This window comes from Muriicola soli (assembly GCF_004139715.1).
Taxonomy (GTDB): Bacteria; Bacteroidota; Bacteroidia; order Flavobacteriales; family Flavobacteriaceae; genus Muriicola; species Muriicola soli.
The window spans coordinates 2,853,222-2,871,018 of sequence record NZ_CP035544.1 but is presented as its reverse complement, the minus strand read 5'-3'; the positions used below and the strand labels follow the sequence as shown (position 1 = coordinate 2,871,018).

3 protein-coding genes are annotated in these 17,797 nt (G+C 44.9%); all 3 read left to right on the top strand.

Annotation, left to right across the window (positions count from 1 at the left end):
* Window positions 1-27: 27 nt before the first annotated feature.
* The 3 genes from EQY75_RS13030 to EQY75_RS13020 are packed head-to-tail and all read left to right on the top strand — an operon-like array spanning window position 28 to window position 17,779.
* Window positions 28-2,283, top strand: coding sequence for a T9SS type B sorting domain-containing protein (locus EQY75_RS13030; protein ID WP_129606541.1), 2,256 nt, complete (start codon window positions 28-30; stop codon window positions 2,281-2,283).
* A gap of 8 nt (window positions 2,284-2,291) precedes the next feature.
* On the top strand, window positions 2,292-4,361 hold the full coding sequence (locus EQY75_RS13025; protein ID WP_129606539.1) for a PorP/SprF family type IX secretion system membrane protein: 2,070 nt from the start codon (window positions 2,292-2,294) through the stop codon (window positions 4,359-4,361).
* On the top strand, window positions 4,361-17,779 hold the full coding sequence (locus EQY75_RS13020) for a T9SS type B sorting domain-containing protein (RefSeq protein ID WP_129606537.1): 13,419 nt from the start codon (window positions 4,361-4,363) through the stop codon (window positions 17,777-17,779). The genes EQY75_RS13025 and EQY75_RS13020 overlap by 1 nt, the downstream gene beginning before the upstream one ends.
* Window positions 17,780-17,797 lie beyond the last annotated feature (18 nt).

The following is a 17,797-nucleotide window of genomic DNA, read 5'->3' as shown; positions in this document are numbered from 1 at the left end:
AGTAGTCCCCCAAAACTACACCCACTTATGAAAACAAAATTACTAAACAACTTTCGGGTTTTGCTGTTGCCGGTCTTCCTGCTGGTATTGAGCAATATGCAGGCCCAGGTGCTCAACGCTCCCGTTGCAGCTCCAAACCAGACCCCTCCTCCAGGCTCTACGCCCTGGAACCAGGCATGTGCCTCCTCTGCATTTAACGATTATTGGGTGAGGTTCACCTGGAATCCACCTATGGTGAACACAGATAATGAATTTGTACTGGAACTTTCAGATGCCACCGGCGATTTCAGTAGTCCGGTTGAATTGGCAAGAGATGGTAGTAAAAATCTTGTTTTTGACTTCTATATGCAATTTGCCGTGCCCACAGATACCCGTGGCGAGGCTTATCGTCTAAGAGTGCGAAGTACGAGTCCGGCAGTTACAGGCCCCGCTTCTGATCCTTATCCTATGTATTACATCAGCGTAAACTCAGGATTAAGCATCAGGCCTCAAGGTCAGGCCGATTTCGGCGATGGAACTGCGGAAGTATGTGACGGAAATTCCATCACCCTTGAAGTATACGATCTGGCTAATCCTGAAACCTACTCCTACAATTGGTACCGATCAGGTACTCTGCTCTCTGAGAAATCAGAATCGATTACAGTATCAACTTCCGGGATGTACAATGTTGAAATTGATTACGGAGCCTGTTCGGGATCCGGTAATACCCTATCCAATATTATAGACGTAACCACAGGGACAAGCCTGGGTATTGCGATTAATCCTCCGGCTAAAACTGATCTTTGTTCCGGTGAAACCCAGCCACTGGAGGCTAATATAAATAATCCGAGTCTCACTTATACCTGGTATAAAGATGGTGCAGTAATTCCATCTTCAGACAATTATATTTATACGGTAGACGCCTCAAGCCCCGGTTTTGAAGGCGACTATCAGGTAGAGATCTTCGGGCCAGGAGCGTGTATTGAGCGTTCTGCTGCGGTGACAATAACCAATGCCGGTGATTTCACCGTAACAAGGGACAATCCTGCAAACGTAGTATTGCTTCCCGGCCAAAATACTACTTTAAGTGTCAGTACTGATGCCACTTCACCTACCTACCAATGGTACAGAGATGGTAGTCCTGTAGCCGGAGCTACCTCTTCAAGTTTAGTAGTTAGCGATACAGAAACCGGAAGTTACTTTGCCAGGGTCACCCTCAGTGGTGGTGCCTGTTCCTCCACTTCTTTAGATTCGGAAGTAACCGAAGTAGTGACTCCCGCATCCTTTGAACTCATTATTGACTATGCTACCTCATATGTAGCCTGTGAAAATACAAGTATTGTCCTGGAAGTATCTACCATTAATGCGGTAGACTCGGGCGGTAATAGAACAGATGTTACCAGTTCAGTGATCGGTGACTTCTCTTATCAATGGAAAAAGGATGGAGTAGATGTATCCGGCGCAACTGCCAGTTCATTGAGTCTAACTGACCCTTCTGAAAATGGTGCCTATGAGGTCGATGGAAACATTAGTACTTATTCGAGCACTTCTAACTCATTAAGTGTGCAATTATTGGTCAATGAAACCCTAACAATTAGCAGTACCGGCTCAGTGAGCTGTGGACCTGCAGAACCTATTACAGTGAGTACGACCACTGATTTAAGTGGAGAGACATTTAGCTGGTATCAAGATGGCGCTGATATGGGAGTATCTACTCCTGAACTTTCGGTAATTGAAGCAGGCACATACCAATTGGTATTAATGCGTAACGGATGTCCTTTGCCTTCCAATGAGATTGTTATTTCTCCTTTTGACGAGGACCTAATTGTTCTTGATCCGGGAGCGGATATCGTATTTCCAGAAGGCGGTTCCAGAACTGTAACTGCTACGGGAGGAACAAGTTATCGTTGGTTAGACAGTAATAATGTGGAAATGAGCAGCGGTGCTTCCATGACTTTTACTACAGAAGGAGATTTCGTCCTTATTGCAGCTGTCGGGAATTGCCAGGTGATAAGAAATATAAACGTGACTTACCTGGACACCTTTAAGGTGCCCAATGTAATTACGGTCAATGGAGACGGGGTTAATGATCAGTGGATCATTCCCAACTCTTATTCTAATAAAACAGATGTAAATGTGATCATTTACAATGAAAAGGGCGTTGAGGTCCTGAACGAATTTAATTATCAAAATAACTGGCCTTCATCTTCGGTCACCTTTGCGAAGCAGAACATGGTGTTCTTCTACAAGATCAGGAACGGAGCTGAAGTGCTAAAACAAGGTACAATTACCGTTATACGTTAAGCCAACCAATGAAACCAAGAATAATCCTCTTAGTAATAGTATGCGTGATGGCCTTTCTGGGTGTAAAAGCTCAGGATGACAATCCGTTTATTACCTATGATGTGCCTTCGCAAAACCTGTTGAAGTTCAATCGGTTTTTAATCAACCCGACCTTTTCAACAGTAAGGGAAGACAAGTCGTACATCAACCTCCTGCACAGAAATCAGTCGGTTACATTTGACGATAACAACCAGACATATTTCCTGAGTTACAGCGGACGGATGGGTGACCGCACAGGTTTAGGCCTTAGTCTTTACACTCAGCGAGAGGGAATTGTAAGTAATTATGGAGTGCTTGCCAATTACGCTTACGGGATTAAGTTAAGCGACAAAAGTAATTTCACCTTCGGTGCCAACGTATCTTATTACAACAGTGGTTTCGATGAGAATAGGGCTAACCCCGTGGAAGAGGATCCGCTTTTAGGCGGTTTCCAGGATGTATCCCTTTTGTCCTTTCAACCGGGATTCAACCTGTCTTATGGGAAGTTCGACTTTGGTCTTTTTGCTGAAAACCTTTTTGACTACAATCTGAAATCACAGGAATCCGTATCGGATTTTCAAGACAAGACATTTTCAGGTCACTTACAATATACCCATCAGTTTGAAAACGCTTCAGGTATTTTAGAAAATGGCCGACTTATGCCCCTGGCCCGGGCCAGAAAAGTGGGACAAGACGACTTTGTCCTCGGGGGAAATCTCATCTTGGACCTGCCAAAATTGGGTTGGATTCAAGGGGGTTACGACAGCTTTTACGGGGCTTCTGCCGGAGTTGGTTTTAACTTAAATAAAAGGCTTTCTATCGGTTATACCATGGAAAAAGGCCTTTCTAATAACTTCGACAACTTTGGAGTTACCCACGAACTTTCCTTTGCGTATTCAATTACACCAAACCTCACCGAAGACAGGGTAATGCTTGAAGATTCAGAAGAAATGCTTGCCCAGAATGAGGAAGATCCGGAAGATCTTCTCGATGAGAACCTGACCGATAAAGATGAGGAAATCCAGGAACTCAAGCGCCGACTGGCAGAAAACGATGCCATTCTTGCAGAGCTTATGTACAGGCAGGATTCTATCGAAAGCAATCGACAGAAAGACCTGGAAGATCGCTTTGAAAGGGTAATGCGTATGGTGCGAAGAGAGACCTCCGGTGACAGGCCGGATCTGGAACAACGGGCTGAAGAAATGTACTTTATCAACAATGATAAATCTGCTGTAGCACAAACTACAGCAGATCCTAAAGAATTTAACAAGCCTGTAAAGAAACAGGCTGACAAAACGCCTGTACTTGAAAAACAACAAAGCAGGGATGCAGTTGCACAAGTACAGACCTCAGCTGTAAAAAGGAAAACCAATCAGTCTACATCGGGGGTAAAAAGCAGAAAGTTCAGAGACCTGGAAGGGGTTCAGGACGGGTATTATGTAGTCGCCAATGTTTACAAAGACGAGCACTACCTCAACAAATTTGTAGACGCGATGACTGAAGAAGGGTTCCCTGCTAATTATATCGATAACCCTGAAAACGGAATGAAGTACGTATACCTGCAACGTTATGACAGCTGGGAAGAAGCTGAGCAGGCGTACCGCACTAAGCTCGGTGGTAATTACACAGGTGACCTTTGGGTGATGAATGTACAAAACAGGTACAGAAATGATACATATCTGGCTAATGCCAATAAGATAAAAGAACGCTCTTCCGAATTCGGAACTGATGTGCTGCAGAAAAATGTGGTTGTTCAGGATAAGGTAGCGGCAAATATCCCGGAAGATCAGGATCCCGGGCTTTACGGAGGCAACACGGATTACTACATCATTGCCAATGTCTTCGCCAATCCAAACAACGCTAAAAGATTCGTTAGATTACTTAATTCCAGAGGCTTAAGTGCAAGTTACTTTGTTAATCCAAAGAATAAATACCGATACGTATATTTAAAAAAGCACAACTCCTGGAATAACGCATTAATAACCTACTACTCAAAACTCAATGACGCCTATGAGGATAAGATGTGGATAATGCGCGTCACCCCAAATCTCATTGCTTAATGAAACAGAACTCTACCCAAAAATTATTGCTTGTCTGTATAGCCCTTATTTCATATTTCGGCTATAGTCAGGAATTTACTCCTTTTACCATTCGGTATCAAAATAATATTAAGGGTGACCTGACCTTTATTGCAAACAATATCGTAAACCGCGACGGAGGCACCAGTAATACCGAACCGGAAGACCCCTACAATGCAACTGGCAATTCATCTACCTACAATGACTGGCTCAACCAGCAATATATCGACGTAGATAGCGATGCCACTACTTTCAGTTCCAGTTCGGCTAATTTTGCATTTCCCAATGCCAATTGTAACCTTATCAGGTACGCAGGCCTGTATTGGTCTGCCACTTATCCCAGTGAACAGGCGGGGCAGGCTGTGGGAACTAACAGACAAAACGATTTTAACCAGGTAAAACTTATGTTGCCCGGAAGTGGCACATATGTAGACATCACAGCAGATCAGGTGCTTTATGATGGCTTTACCAGCGGCGATCCATCGGTAACACAAAATAGCCCATACGCCTGTTATGCAGACGTAACGCCGTTGATTACCGCCCTTGCAGATCCTTCGGGAGATTATACCGTAGCCAACGTACGCTCTGTGGTGGGATCCCTTTCCCCTGGTGGTGGTGCCGCTGCCGGATGGACCTTAGTTATCGTTTACGAAAACCCGACTCTTACAGGAAAACTAATCACCACTTTCGACGGTTTTGCCCGCGTGCGAAGTGCTAATCCTACCGTGGACATTAATTACACCGGTTTTAATACGATCCCTGCAGGACCTGTAAATGCCCATATAGGTGCAGCAGCTTTAGAGGGGGACAACCGAATTACCGGTGATCAAATGAGAATAAGGGCTGCGAGTAACCCATTTTTCACTGACATAAGCGATCCTGTTAATCCGTCCAATAATTTCTTTAATAGTAACATTACTCTAAACGGGGCGATAACAAACAACCGTACTCCAAATAGCGTGAATACGCTCGGATATGATACGGATATGTTCTTTCTGAACAACCCGCTTAATACAGTAATACCCAATGCTGAAACCGCTGCAACCCTTCGGTTCACCTCTAATGGTGATCAATATTATCCCTTCTTTAACTCCTTCAATATTGAAATTATTGAGCCTAATATCGTTGTTGAAAAAACGGTGGAGGATATTGCAGGTAATGACATCACCGGCCAAGGAGTTAATTTAGGTCAGCTTCTGGATTATGTGTTGGCGTTTCAGAATACAGGGAATGACGATGCTACAAATTATGTGCTAAGAGATGTATTGCCGGTTAATGTAACCATCGATGAATCCAACCTGGTTCTACCTCCGGGAGTTACATATGTTTACGACCCTGTTGCCCACGAAATTTTGTTTAACATACCTGACAATCTGGTAGAAGATGGCGACCCCATAAGTGAAATCAGGATGCGGGTACAGGTAGCTGAAAACTGCTTCGACTTTGTCGATGCTTGTACGGACCAGATTCCAAACCAGGCCTATTCCACCTATCAGGGCGTGATCAATAACAACGTGATCACGGATGACCCCAGTGTGTCTGATTTCGACAGTTGTGGATTTGTTACCCCGGGGGCAACTAACTTTCTGCTTGATGACCTCGAAAGCTGTGACTACAGCCGCACCGTTCAACTCTGTGGAGATGATGTCCTGCTCGACGCCGGGGATAACTTTGACAGTTACGTATGGTACAGGGATGAAAATATGGACGGATTGATTGATGCAGGGGATACGATCATTGATGACGGGGATCCTGACGGAGACCCCAGTACCCAACTGGTAACGGAACTCGGGATGTATATTGTGGATAAGATCGTTGCAGATCCATGCAAAGGTTTTCAGGAAATCATTACCGTAGAGAACTTCGGGGCCACCCAAACGAACCCTATCATTGACCTGATCAATGACCCAACAAACACTGTTGAGGGAGAAGTGGTCACTTGTCCTAATGATGGTGAACTCTTGCCCAAGGTATTCTTGTGCGGACTTAATGATACCGAATTAATTCAGATAAATATCCCTGATGCGGATAGCATTGAATGGGAGCAGCTCGATACCGCCAGTTGTTCTTCAGCAGGAGCCGATTGTGCGAATAAAAATTCGGGCTGTACCTGGAATAATGTAGGGAATGGAAATAACTTCCTCGCCTCTGATGCGGGGGAATATCGTTTGATTATCAACTATCAGAACGGTTGTTTTACCCGTTTCTACTTTAATATTTTTAAGAACCCTCTTAATCCCCAGGCTAATGTTACAGACCTTATCTGTGCCTCTCCTGGTAACATCACCGTTACCAATATGCCTGTCGATTACGAATATCAATTACTAGATGCTACCAATGGAAATATCCTGGTACCATACAGCGCAAATAATGGCCCAAGTTTTACAATCAATAATAATGGAGCCTATACCGTAGAAATGCGCCAGCAGGGAGTTACGGGCGGATGCATTTTCAGATTGGAGAACATCGGCGTGTTAACCCGTGATTTCCAGGTAGATATCACTACCAGGGATACCGACTGTTCCGGGCTTGGCGAAATTTCCATTTCAGTCCTGGATGTAGAACCTCAATACTATTACGAAATATCCCAAGGAGGAACTACCGTCGACACCTTCGGGCCAAGTACAGATAACAATTACACCTTCGCCAACTTAAATGATGGAGTATACGATGTGTTGATTACTACAGATGATGGCTGTAATTATACTGAACAAGTTACAATAAATGACCTGTCAGATCTCGACCTAGAGGCAAGCATCTCTCAACACATCAGTTGTAGGGAAGGTAATATTCAAATGAATTCTACCGGTGGCCGTACTCCGCATGTCTATGCAATTTGGTCTTTTGTAGATGAGAGTGGCAATACCGTAACTTCATATCCCACGGTAAATGACATCCCTGCATCAGAGTTTCAAACCAGCGTTATATTTGATGTTTTAATCCCTGGTGACTACACCTTTGTGGTTGTTGACAAAAACAACTGTTCTGCAATTTCAAATACAGTTACCATAGTTTTGGTGCCTTCTATTGAATATGACCCTACTACAGTTATTGACGAAACTTGTTTTGGCGCCGCGGATGGATCTATCAGCTGGAATCTAACTAATACAAATGGTTACCAGCTAACTTTCTTTCTTCTAGATGAGAATGGAGTTGAAATCGCAAATAATTCTTCCGGAGTATTTACAGGCCTGGCGCAGGGTGATTATACAGTTCGCCTCAACCAGAGAAAGGGAGGTTCCTCCTGTGATTTCTTCGAAGATTATACCATTTCCGGGCCCACAAACGGTGTAACATCAACAGCTGTGTTGATTCAGGACTATAGCTGTACTCAGTTTGGTATCATTGAAGCACAGGGCACTACTGGAGGAACAGCCCCTTATGAATATAGTATAGACGGGGTGAATTTTGTCTCAGGTGCCGGTGCGGAAACATTCTCCGGCCTAACAGATGGCACATATACAATAACTGTCAGAGACGCTAACGGATGTCTTTTAGTTACGAATCCGGTAGTAGTAAATCCACTGGATGTTCCGACTGATATCAGCTTTTCTGCGACAACTCCAAACTGTCCTGCCTTAACTTCTGATGTTTCCCTCTCTGTAACCGGTGGTATAGGGGCTATTACTTATGACATGATCGCGCCTGTGGTTATAAATAATGGGAACAATAATGTATTTGCCGGGTTGAGTCCGGATACCTATACTTTTAGGGTTACAGATGCCAATGGTTGTTTTTATGAAGAAAATTACACCATTACGCCTGTTGTGCCTATTCAGGTTGCTGGAACCCTAGTAAGCAATGTTACATGTTTTGGGGGATCTGATGGCGAAGTCGAATATAATGTTGGTGGATTTAACGGCACTTATGCTTATACAATTAACGGAGGTACAGCAGTAACTGGCCAATCGGCTAATACCGTTAGCCTTAGCGGACTTGCCGCTGGGGACTATACGATCATTGTTACTGATGAAACTACAAACTGTACGGATACAGATACCATCACGGTAAGTGAACCCGTAACAGCACTTTCGTTTACCTTTACAACAACACCTCTTACCTGTTCTTCAGATGCTTCTGCAACCATCACCGCAAGCGGTGGATGGGGTGGATATTCTTATGAGCTAGAACAGCCCGACACCTCAGTTGTGGGCCCTCAAGGAAGTAATGTTTTTTCGGGCTTAAGTCAGACCGGAACCTATACAATAACACTAACCGATTCTGAAGGTTGCGTTGTTACTGATACGTTTGTAATTACCGCCCCGGATATTCCAACCCTTACCCTGGATCCGGATACAGACCTGTGTTATAATCCTTCAACAGGAGTAACCCTTAATGCGAATGTAAGTGGTGGAATTGCTCCTTATTCTTACAGTCTTAATGGAGGGGCCAACCAAAGCTCCAATGTATTTGCCAATTTAACTCCGGGTGCTTATTCAGTAGTGGTCACTGATTCTTTTGGATGTACCGCTACCTCAAATACGGTTACTATTGAGCCCCAGCTTACGGTTACCGGAGTTTTGACAAAAGAGCTCGATTGTACGGTATCTCCCGATGCAGTCATAGACATTACGATCAATGATGGTTATGCTCCTTATTCGTATCAGGTAAATGGAGGAGCCAGTACGGCGGTTGTAGGAAATACTTTTACGTATACAACAGCAGTTGACGGTTCTTTTACCTTCCTTATTACTGATAATGAAGGATGTACCGCCCAAACTACCATAGTTGTAGACCCTATTACCAACCCCGTTGCGACACATAATTTTACGGATCCAACTTGTGACGGAGCTACTGACGGTTCAGTAGAAATCTTAATTGATACAAATTTCGGAACTCCGCCTTATCAGGTCGACTTTGACGGAGCTGGATTGTCTAATCAAACTGTTTATTCTAACCTGGCTGCCGGTACCTACAATTATATTGTTCAGGACAGTAAGGAGTGTACCTACGCGGGTAGTGTAACACTGACAAATCCTAACCCCATCAATGCGGATGCCGTAATTACACAGACTTATACCTGTGTGCAAACCGCAACAATTGAAGCACAAAATGTGACCGGAGGTACTCCGGGCTATACTTACAGTATTGACGGGATCAATTTTGGCGCCTCAAATACCTTTACAGGATTGACCGATGGTTCATATACCATTACCGTAATGGACAGCAATGGCTGTACTTTTGTCACCGCCAATGCCGTAGTGCCACCACTTGATCCGCCTACTGATATTTCTTTTGCTGCTACGCCTCCCAATTGCCCGGCGGAAACCTCAGATATTACGCTTACCGTAACCGGTGGAATCGGAGCGATTACATACGAAATTATTGCGCCGGCATTGGCAGTTGTAAACAACGGAAATAATAATGTGTTTACGGGATTGGCCCCGGACACCTATACCTTCCGGGTAACCGATAGCTATGGCTGTAGTTACGATGAAAACTATACCCTGAACCCGGTAAATAAAGTACAGGTAGCAGGTTCTTTGGTAAATAATGCTTCCTGTGTGGGGGCTGCTGATGGCGCTATAGATTTTGCTGTTAGCGACTTTTCAACAACGTATGCTTATTCCGTGAACGGAGGGGCTTCGGTTACGGGACAGTCTGCCGCAACCATCAATTTAACGGGCCTTACTGCCGGAAATTACACCATCGTCGTAACCGACGAGACTACCAATTGTACAGATACCGACACGATTACAGTGTCTGAGCCTGCCTTGCCACTGGCCTTTACTTTTGTGGTATCTCCTTTGACCTGCTCCACTGATGCCAGTGTAACCATCAATGCCACGGATGGCTGGGGTGGATATACTTACGAGTTGGAACAGCCTGATACCAGCGTATTAGGGCCTCAGGCTAGCAATAGTTTCTTTGGGCTAACCCAATTGGGGACCTATACTATTAGTGTTACTGATGCCGGTGGATGTACCGTTACAGACACTTTTGATATTGTTACCCCGGCCAATCCGGTAGCGAGTATTGACCCTTCTTCGGATTTGTGCTATTCCTCTACCAGCCTTGCTACAATAGTTGTAGGCGCCACCGGAGGTCAATCCCCGTATTTCTACAGCATAAACGGAGGGCCTACACAAACATCGAACACTTTTAACGATCTGATTCCCGGGAATTACACCTTTACAGTATTAGATTCCTATGGATGTAGTGATGATGTTATGATCACTATAGAACCTGAACTCACGTCGAATGCGGTACTGGACAAAGATCTGGATTGCTCCGCCTCACCAGATGCAGAAATCGACCTTATCGTAGGCCCTGGCTATGCGCCATTTACTTACGAAATTGATATCAACAGCGCCGGATATGTCGCTTACGGTGGTGGCTTCCCCTATACTACCTCTGTGGCAGGAACTTACCAATTCAGGGTTACTGATAACCAGGGTTGTGTTTCAGAATCGAATATAATTACTGTAACACCGGCAGTAAATCCTGTTGCGACGGCGACCGCTATTGATCCTACCTGTAATGGGGATACCAATGGAATAGTAGAAATAAACGTTGATCCCAACTTTGGAATTTCGCCTTATTTGATAAGTTTTGACGGGTCCCCATACACTGCACAAACTGTGTATACCGGCCTGTCTGCAGGAACCTATAATTACACCGTGCAAGATGATAAAGGTTGTACCTATACAGACTCAGTCACCCTAACAGACCCAGCTCTATTCGATGCCAATGTTGTGCCTACGGATGTTTCCTGTGGGGTAGGTGGAGATATTCCCGGAAGGATCGATATTAATATAACCAGTGGGGGCGTGGCCAACTTTACCTATACGCTTTACGATAATTCAAATAATATCGTTGCAACAACAGGGCCTAACCCCATTGTAAATACCCCATCTACGACAGCTACTTTTGACGGTCTTTTATTTGGTGATTATTACGTAAGGATCATCGATGCCAATGGTTGTGAGTACTACGAAAACCCCGTTAGGATTCGCGCCAACCCGTTCTTAACCCTGAATGCCGGGACGGCCATTGTAGATTGTCCTACCGGAGGAACAGTAGAACTTTCTGCTGACGGAGGTTCAGGGGATTATACCTTTACCATTTACGGAACAGCGATTGGGCCTACTACTGAAGTACCAGGTGGTCCGCTAGAAGAAATAGCAACCTTTACGGGATTAAATTCCGGACAAACCTATATTTTCCAGGCCATCGATAATGTTAGTGGTTGCTCTAGTTATGTAGAAGAAACTATTCCAACACTTTCCTCGATAGATGTGGTGGCTACGCCTACCGTTACCGATGTATTGTGTTTCGGAGACACTAATGGTAGTATCACCTTCCAGATAGAAGGTTTTGATCCTACAGTGACGGATATTAATTATAGCGTTTTAGAGACGCTAACCAATAATCCTGCGTCCGGTCCGGGCGTGTATACAGGAACTGCCACCGGTCCTGCCGGAGGTCCTACCGGATCCGTGACTATTAACGACATTGTTCCCGGAGATTACGTCTTGTATTTTGAAGAGGTTGGTGGAACCCAGTGTTCAAACACCTATCCCTTCAGAATTATCGAGCCTACACCGATAAGCCTGAATCTGGTTGACAATAACAATGCTAATTGTAATGAAGATGCTCAGGTAACTGTCCTGGCAAGTGGTGGAACGGGTTCATTTACCTACGCCTTTGTCCAAGATGGAGTTGCGCCCGTTGCGGGCGACTTTACCGCCAGTAACTACGCAGAATTAGACCCTGCAGTCAATACTGACTGGGATGTATATGCTCAGGATGCAAGTGGGTGTATGTCACCGGTTTTAGATGTGGTTATAGCTGCAGACCCCGAAGCTGTTATTTCTGCGGCAGTCCTAAATCAATGTGCTGCGCCCGAAGGTGGGTTTATCATCCGGGTAACACTTGATGTTGCGGGTGTAGGGCCTTATAACATTAGTGTAAATGGTGGCGCTTTTCAAAGTACCACACTTACAAATGCAAGTGATTTTGTAGACTTTACAGGATTGAATTCCGGTAGCTATACCTTTGAAATTAAAGACGCTAACGATTGTGGAAATTTAGTTTCTGTAGATATTTATCCGCCGGCCTCACTGTCGGCAGAAGCTCAGGTACAACCAAATTGCTTTGCAAATGATGGACGAATCCTACTTACGCCCTACGGTGGCTCCGGGGTCTATACCTATGAGCTATTCCTGGGGGCTGTTAGTCAGGGACCACCACAAGCCTCTCCATTATTTATAAATCTTGCTCCGGGATTATATACAGCTTATGTCTATGACGGTCTTGTTGCAGGATGTGGTGCCTCGGTTAACATCGAGTTGGAAGTTCCCGCCGCCGTTTCGTTCACAACTACACAGACTAATGTTTCTTGTACCGGAGCAAACGATGGCTCTGTAACCGCTATTTTGGATCCGGGTATGAACAATCCGCCTTATGTCTATGAATTATACGATAGCACAGGGCTGATCTTACTGGCCGGACCGCAGACCAATAATACCTTTACCGGACTCGCCGCAGGAGATTATGAAGTACTAACTAGGTCTTCCAGATTATGTGAGGATCGTGTTGCGATAACTATTACAGAACCGCTTCCGGTGGATGTTGCGGCTACTGCAACCGATTTTGCTTGTAATGTAAACAATTCGCCTACACAGGCAGTGATCACTGCTGTTGGTTCTGATGGGACTGCTCCGTACACTTATAGTATCGATGGCGTTAATTTCTTCAGCAGCAACACCTTCAATATCAACGATACGGGAGTTGTCCAAAATATTACCGTGACTATCCGTGATAATAATGGTTGTACAGATACAGATCTGGTCACTATCAACCCCATGCCAACAATTACCGATGTGTCTGTTGCTCAGATCACGGCAATTACTTGTTCAAATGACGAAACAGCGCGGGTGACTGTTACCGGTGGGTCAGGTGATTTTGATTTTGATCTACTTCCTCTTGGGTCTGTTCCAACGCAATCCCCGGGTGCCGGAGTGTATACCTCTGATTTCATCCTGACTGCCCCCGGAGACTACGTCTTTAGGGTAACAGATAATGTAACAGGATGCTACTTTACATCTGCTCCTTATACAATTGCCCCATATGATCTTATTGAAGCTGTTGCCACGGCAGTGACACCGGTTACCTGTTTTGGTGATACAGATGGTGAATTGTCTATTCAGGTCAATAATTACCTCGGTAACTATACCTACCAAATCTTTGATGACACAGCTACGCCAATCACAGGAGTTATTGGAACTGATACTTCGGTAAACCCAAGAACGATTTCAGGACTGCCTGCAGGAAACCTCTACGTTGAGGTAATTGCAACAGACACTCCTTTCTGTGACGATATTTCGAATACAATAACCATAGGCTCACCAAGTGCTCCGGTTGCTGTTTCTGTATTGTCAAATATCAATGCAAATTGTAATATCGGTGCTCAACTTACAGTACAGGGAGCTGGTGGGACGCCTGGGTATACCTATGCCTTTATGCCAACAGGCAATATCCCTGTTCCGGCAGACTACACAGCAAGCGCCAGCGCAACGCTTTCACCCGCTGTATACCCGGCAGACTATGATGTTTATGTTCAGGATACTAACGGCTGTTATACCTTCATTACCGTAACGGTAGATGAAGATCCGTTACCAACAGTAACTGCCCCGGCTTATGCTACAGACCAGTGTACCTCAACCGGAAATTCATATACTTTTACCGTTGTTGGTACTGGTGTGGCGCCTCTTGAATACAGTATTGGAGCAGGATTCCAGTCGAGTTCTACCATTACTGTGTCTTCTGCAGGTACCTACACGGTTACGGTTAGAGATGCCAATGGTTGTACAGATACCGATACCATTACGATCTTGCCTCCATTGAGTCTTACTCCGGAAGTAGATCTGCAGCCTTCATGTGCTCTAAATGATGGTGAAATTAGCATAACGGCTACTGGTGGATCCGGTAGTTACGAATACGACCTTTTAGACGGCGGCGGAGTTAGCGTTACGGGTGGGGTGCCTCAGGTTTCCAATACCTTTACGGGATTGGCTCCTGACACTTATACCGCTATTGTTTACGATATCTCTGGGTCTGGTTGTGATGCTCAGGCGCCAATCACCCTTGAGGTTCCAACACCGGTTACTTTTACTTATTCCAAAGAAGATGTTTCTTGTTTTGGTGGTAGTGATGGATCTATTAACATAAGTCTGGACCCATCAAATGACAATCCGCCATATACCTATACCTTAGATGATGGGGTGAATCCTCCAACGGTTCAGTCGAGCCCAATATTTAATGGCTTAATTGCCGGGTCTTACGACATTACCGTTACTTCAGACAGGAATTGTACTCATACTGAAGCCGTCGTTATCAACGAGCCTGTTGTGCTCTCATTAGGTGCTACGGCCACGGCTTTTGCTTGTGCCGCAGACAACAGTGTAACTCAAGCAGTTATCACGGCCACGGCTTCCGATGGTACCGCACCTTATTCGTACAGTATTGACGGGGTTAATTTCTTCTCTTCCAATACGTTTAACATCAATGATACCGGAGTTGTACAGAATATTACCGTTACTGTCAGAGATGATAATGGTTGTACCGATACAGTAATGGTGACCATCGATCCCCTGAATGTATTTACGGCTGCTGTAAGTCAGGTTACTGCCATTTCCTGTGCTAATCCGGAACAGGTATTAATCACCATAAGTGATGATGGCAATCCGGCTAATACCTACACGGTAGATGCCTTGCCTCTGGGTAATCCGAATGCAACCCAAACAGCTACTCCAACCAATACTACCGCGGAATACGACCTTAGTGCCGTAGGCACTTATGTATTCCGTATTACGGATAATGCAACGGGCTGCTATATAGATACAGCTCCTTACGAAATCATGGCTTACGACTTAATTGATGTTGTGGCTACTGCAACGGCGCCTGTTGTTTGTTTTGGCGACTCTAATGGTGCGCTGGAAATTGATATTACGGGATATTCCGGCACCTACTCTTATGAAGTATTTACGAGTGCTGCTGTCTCAACAGGTATTACGGGTGTTGGGGATACAGCTGTAAATCCGCTGACCATAAACGGTATTCCTGCAGGAAATTATTTTGTGCGGATCACAGAAACGGCACTTCCATTGTGTATTGAAGACAGCAATATAATCACAATCATTTCTCCAAGTGCTCCGCTTGCGGCTGTTGTAAATGAAGTAGCAAATGTGACTTGTACAAATGACCAGGGAGAGATCCTGGTGGATCCATCAGGTGGATATGCCCCCTATGATATCGTATTGACAAATACCACTACTTCACAGGTATATTCTGTAGCGGGAGTGAACAGTCAGAGTTTTACGGGGCTTTCAGCAGGTAATTTCACTGTCGATATTACTGATGCAGGAGGTTGTGTGTTAAATGATGTCATTACGCTGATTCAGCCTACACCTATTACCGCAGATATTACGGGTGCGCCCCTTGTGCTTACTTGTTACGGCGATACCAATGCAACCGTATCTGCTGTCAATGTTGTTGGTGGACAGGGTGTATATCAATATCAATTGAATTATTACGATCCCACCGGAACGGTAATCGACTTCACCAGTGGAGGACAAACCGGTCCTGTGTTTGACAACCTGGGTGCCGGTATATACAGCATTACCGTATCCGACGGTTGGAATTGCGATGTGGAAACCATTCAGGTGACCATCAGCGAACCTTCTGATGTGGAAAGCAATCTTATTGAGGCTTCCATGTTAACCTGTACCAATAATGCACAGATCATACTATCTGCTACAGGTGGAAACGGACCTTATGAATACAGTACAGACAATGTGGTGTTTTCGCCTATGTCTGGCGGAAATACACATACCTTCTCCGTTGGAGCGGGTGTATACCAGTACTATGTAAGGGATTCTTTCGGTTGTGAGGCGAATATCAGTAACCAGGTTAGTATTGATGCTGTGCCGCCGCTGATGATCAACCTAGACCTCAGTGCTGCTGTGATCAACTGTACGGGAGAAGCTACGGCAACCATTGTTTCGAATGCTACAGGCGGACTAGGAAATTACCAGTACGAATTGTACTCTGATGCTGCACTTTCTGTGCTGCTTTCAGGGCCTCAGTCTGACGGTACTTTCAGTGGGCTTAACGCCGGTAGTTACTATATCAGGGTAACCAGTGGGGATTGTGTGGAAGTAACCAATGAAATCTTGATTACAGACCCTGTTCCGCTACAGGTAGATGTTCAGGAATTTACAAACGTAACTTGTGCCGGAGAAGCTGACGGAACCATCACGGTTGAGGTGTCTGGCGGAACAGGTAATATTCTCTATGCTATTTCACCGAACCTTAACCAGTTCGATACGGTTAATTATTTTGATCGTCTTGCGCCTGGGGTATACGATGTGATCGCACAAGATGTGAACGGATGTTTTATCCCATTCCAGTTCACCATCACTGAGCCTGCGCCGGTTATGGCAACGGCCACTGCACAAGACGAGATCTGTATCGGCAGCGAAGATGGTACAATTACCGTTAACGTATCGGGAGGTACAGCACCTTACAGAACGGCGTTAAATACTACTGTAGATTCGGCCTTTGTGCAAGACCAGTTCTTTTACTCAGACCTGGCTGCGGGTACTTATGTAGTCTTTATCAGGGACGCTCAGGATTGCGAAACCAATGTGATCATTGAAGTAGAGCCAGGAGTAAATCTAAACGGTGTTGTAGAGCCTGTATACGAGTGTACGGGTAATATTCCGGACAACTATGTAAATATCACTATGGATGACCCTTCTGTGCTTGGATCCATTATGTACGCTCTTGATAGTACGGATCCCATGGATATGCAATTGAACCCCGACTTTACCAATATTGCGCCGGGATCACATTATATAGCTATTTCACATGCTAATGGTTGTGTGCTTACTCTTGATTTTGAAATCGATAGTTTTGAGCCCCTTACCCTTGTTCTGGAACAAAACAATATCAATGAAATCACTGCCATTGCAGCGGGCGGATCGCCACCGTACACTTTCTATTTTAACGATGACGATAACGGTGAGGACAATACTTACTACATCACCGAAACTGCAACGCATACTGTGCGGGTAGTTGACAGTCTGGGATGTGAAATGGAGGCCCAGATCTTTATGGAATTTATTGACATTGAGATCCCCAACTTCTTTACCCCTGACGGGGATGGAATGAACGATCTTTGGTTGCCCCGAAACATGGAAGGCTTCCCAGAGATACTAATCAAAATATTTGACCGTTATGGTAGGGAGATCACTGTCATGGCGATAGACCATACCGGATGGGATGGAATGTACAAAGGATCTGAATTGCCTACGGGCGACTACTGGTACATTGTACTGCTCAATGGAGAAAGAGATGACAGAGAATTTGTAGGCCATTTTACGCTCTACAGATAGGAGAACTTAACCGAAGCT

Excerpts from the sequence above, each read along its gene's own strand:
- EQY75_RS13030 (WP_129606541.1), top strand. The coding sequence starts at position 28 with ATGAAAACAAAATTACTAAACAACTTTCGGGTTTTGCTGTTGCCGGTC.
- EQY75_RS13025 (WP_129606539.1), top strand. The coding sequence starts at position 2,292 with ATGAAACCAAGAATAATCCTCTTAGTAATAGTATGCGTGATGGCCTTT.
- EQY75_RS13020 (WP_129606537.1), top strand. The coding sequence starts at position 4,361 with ATGAAACAGAACTCTACCCAAAAATTATTGCTTGTCTGTATAGCCCTT.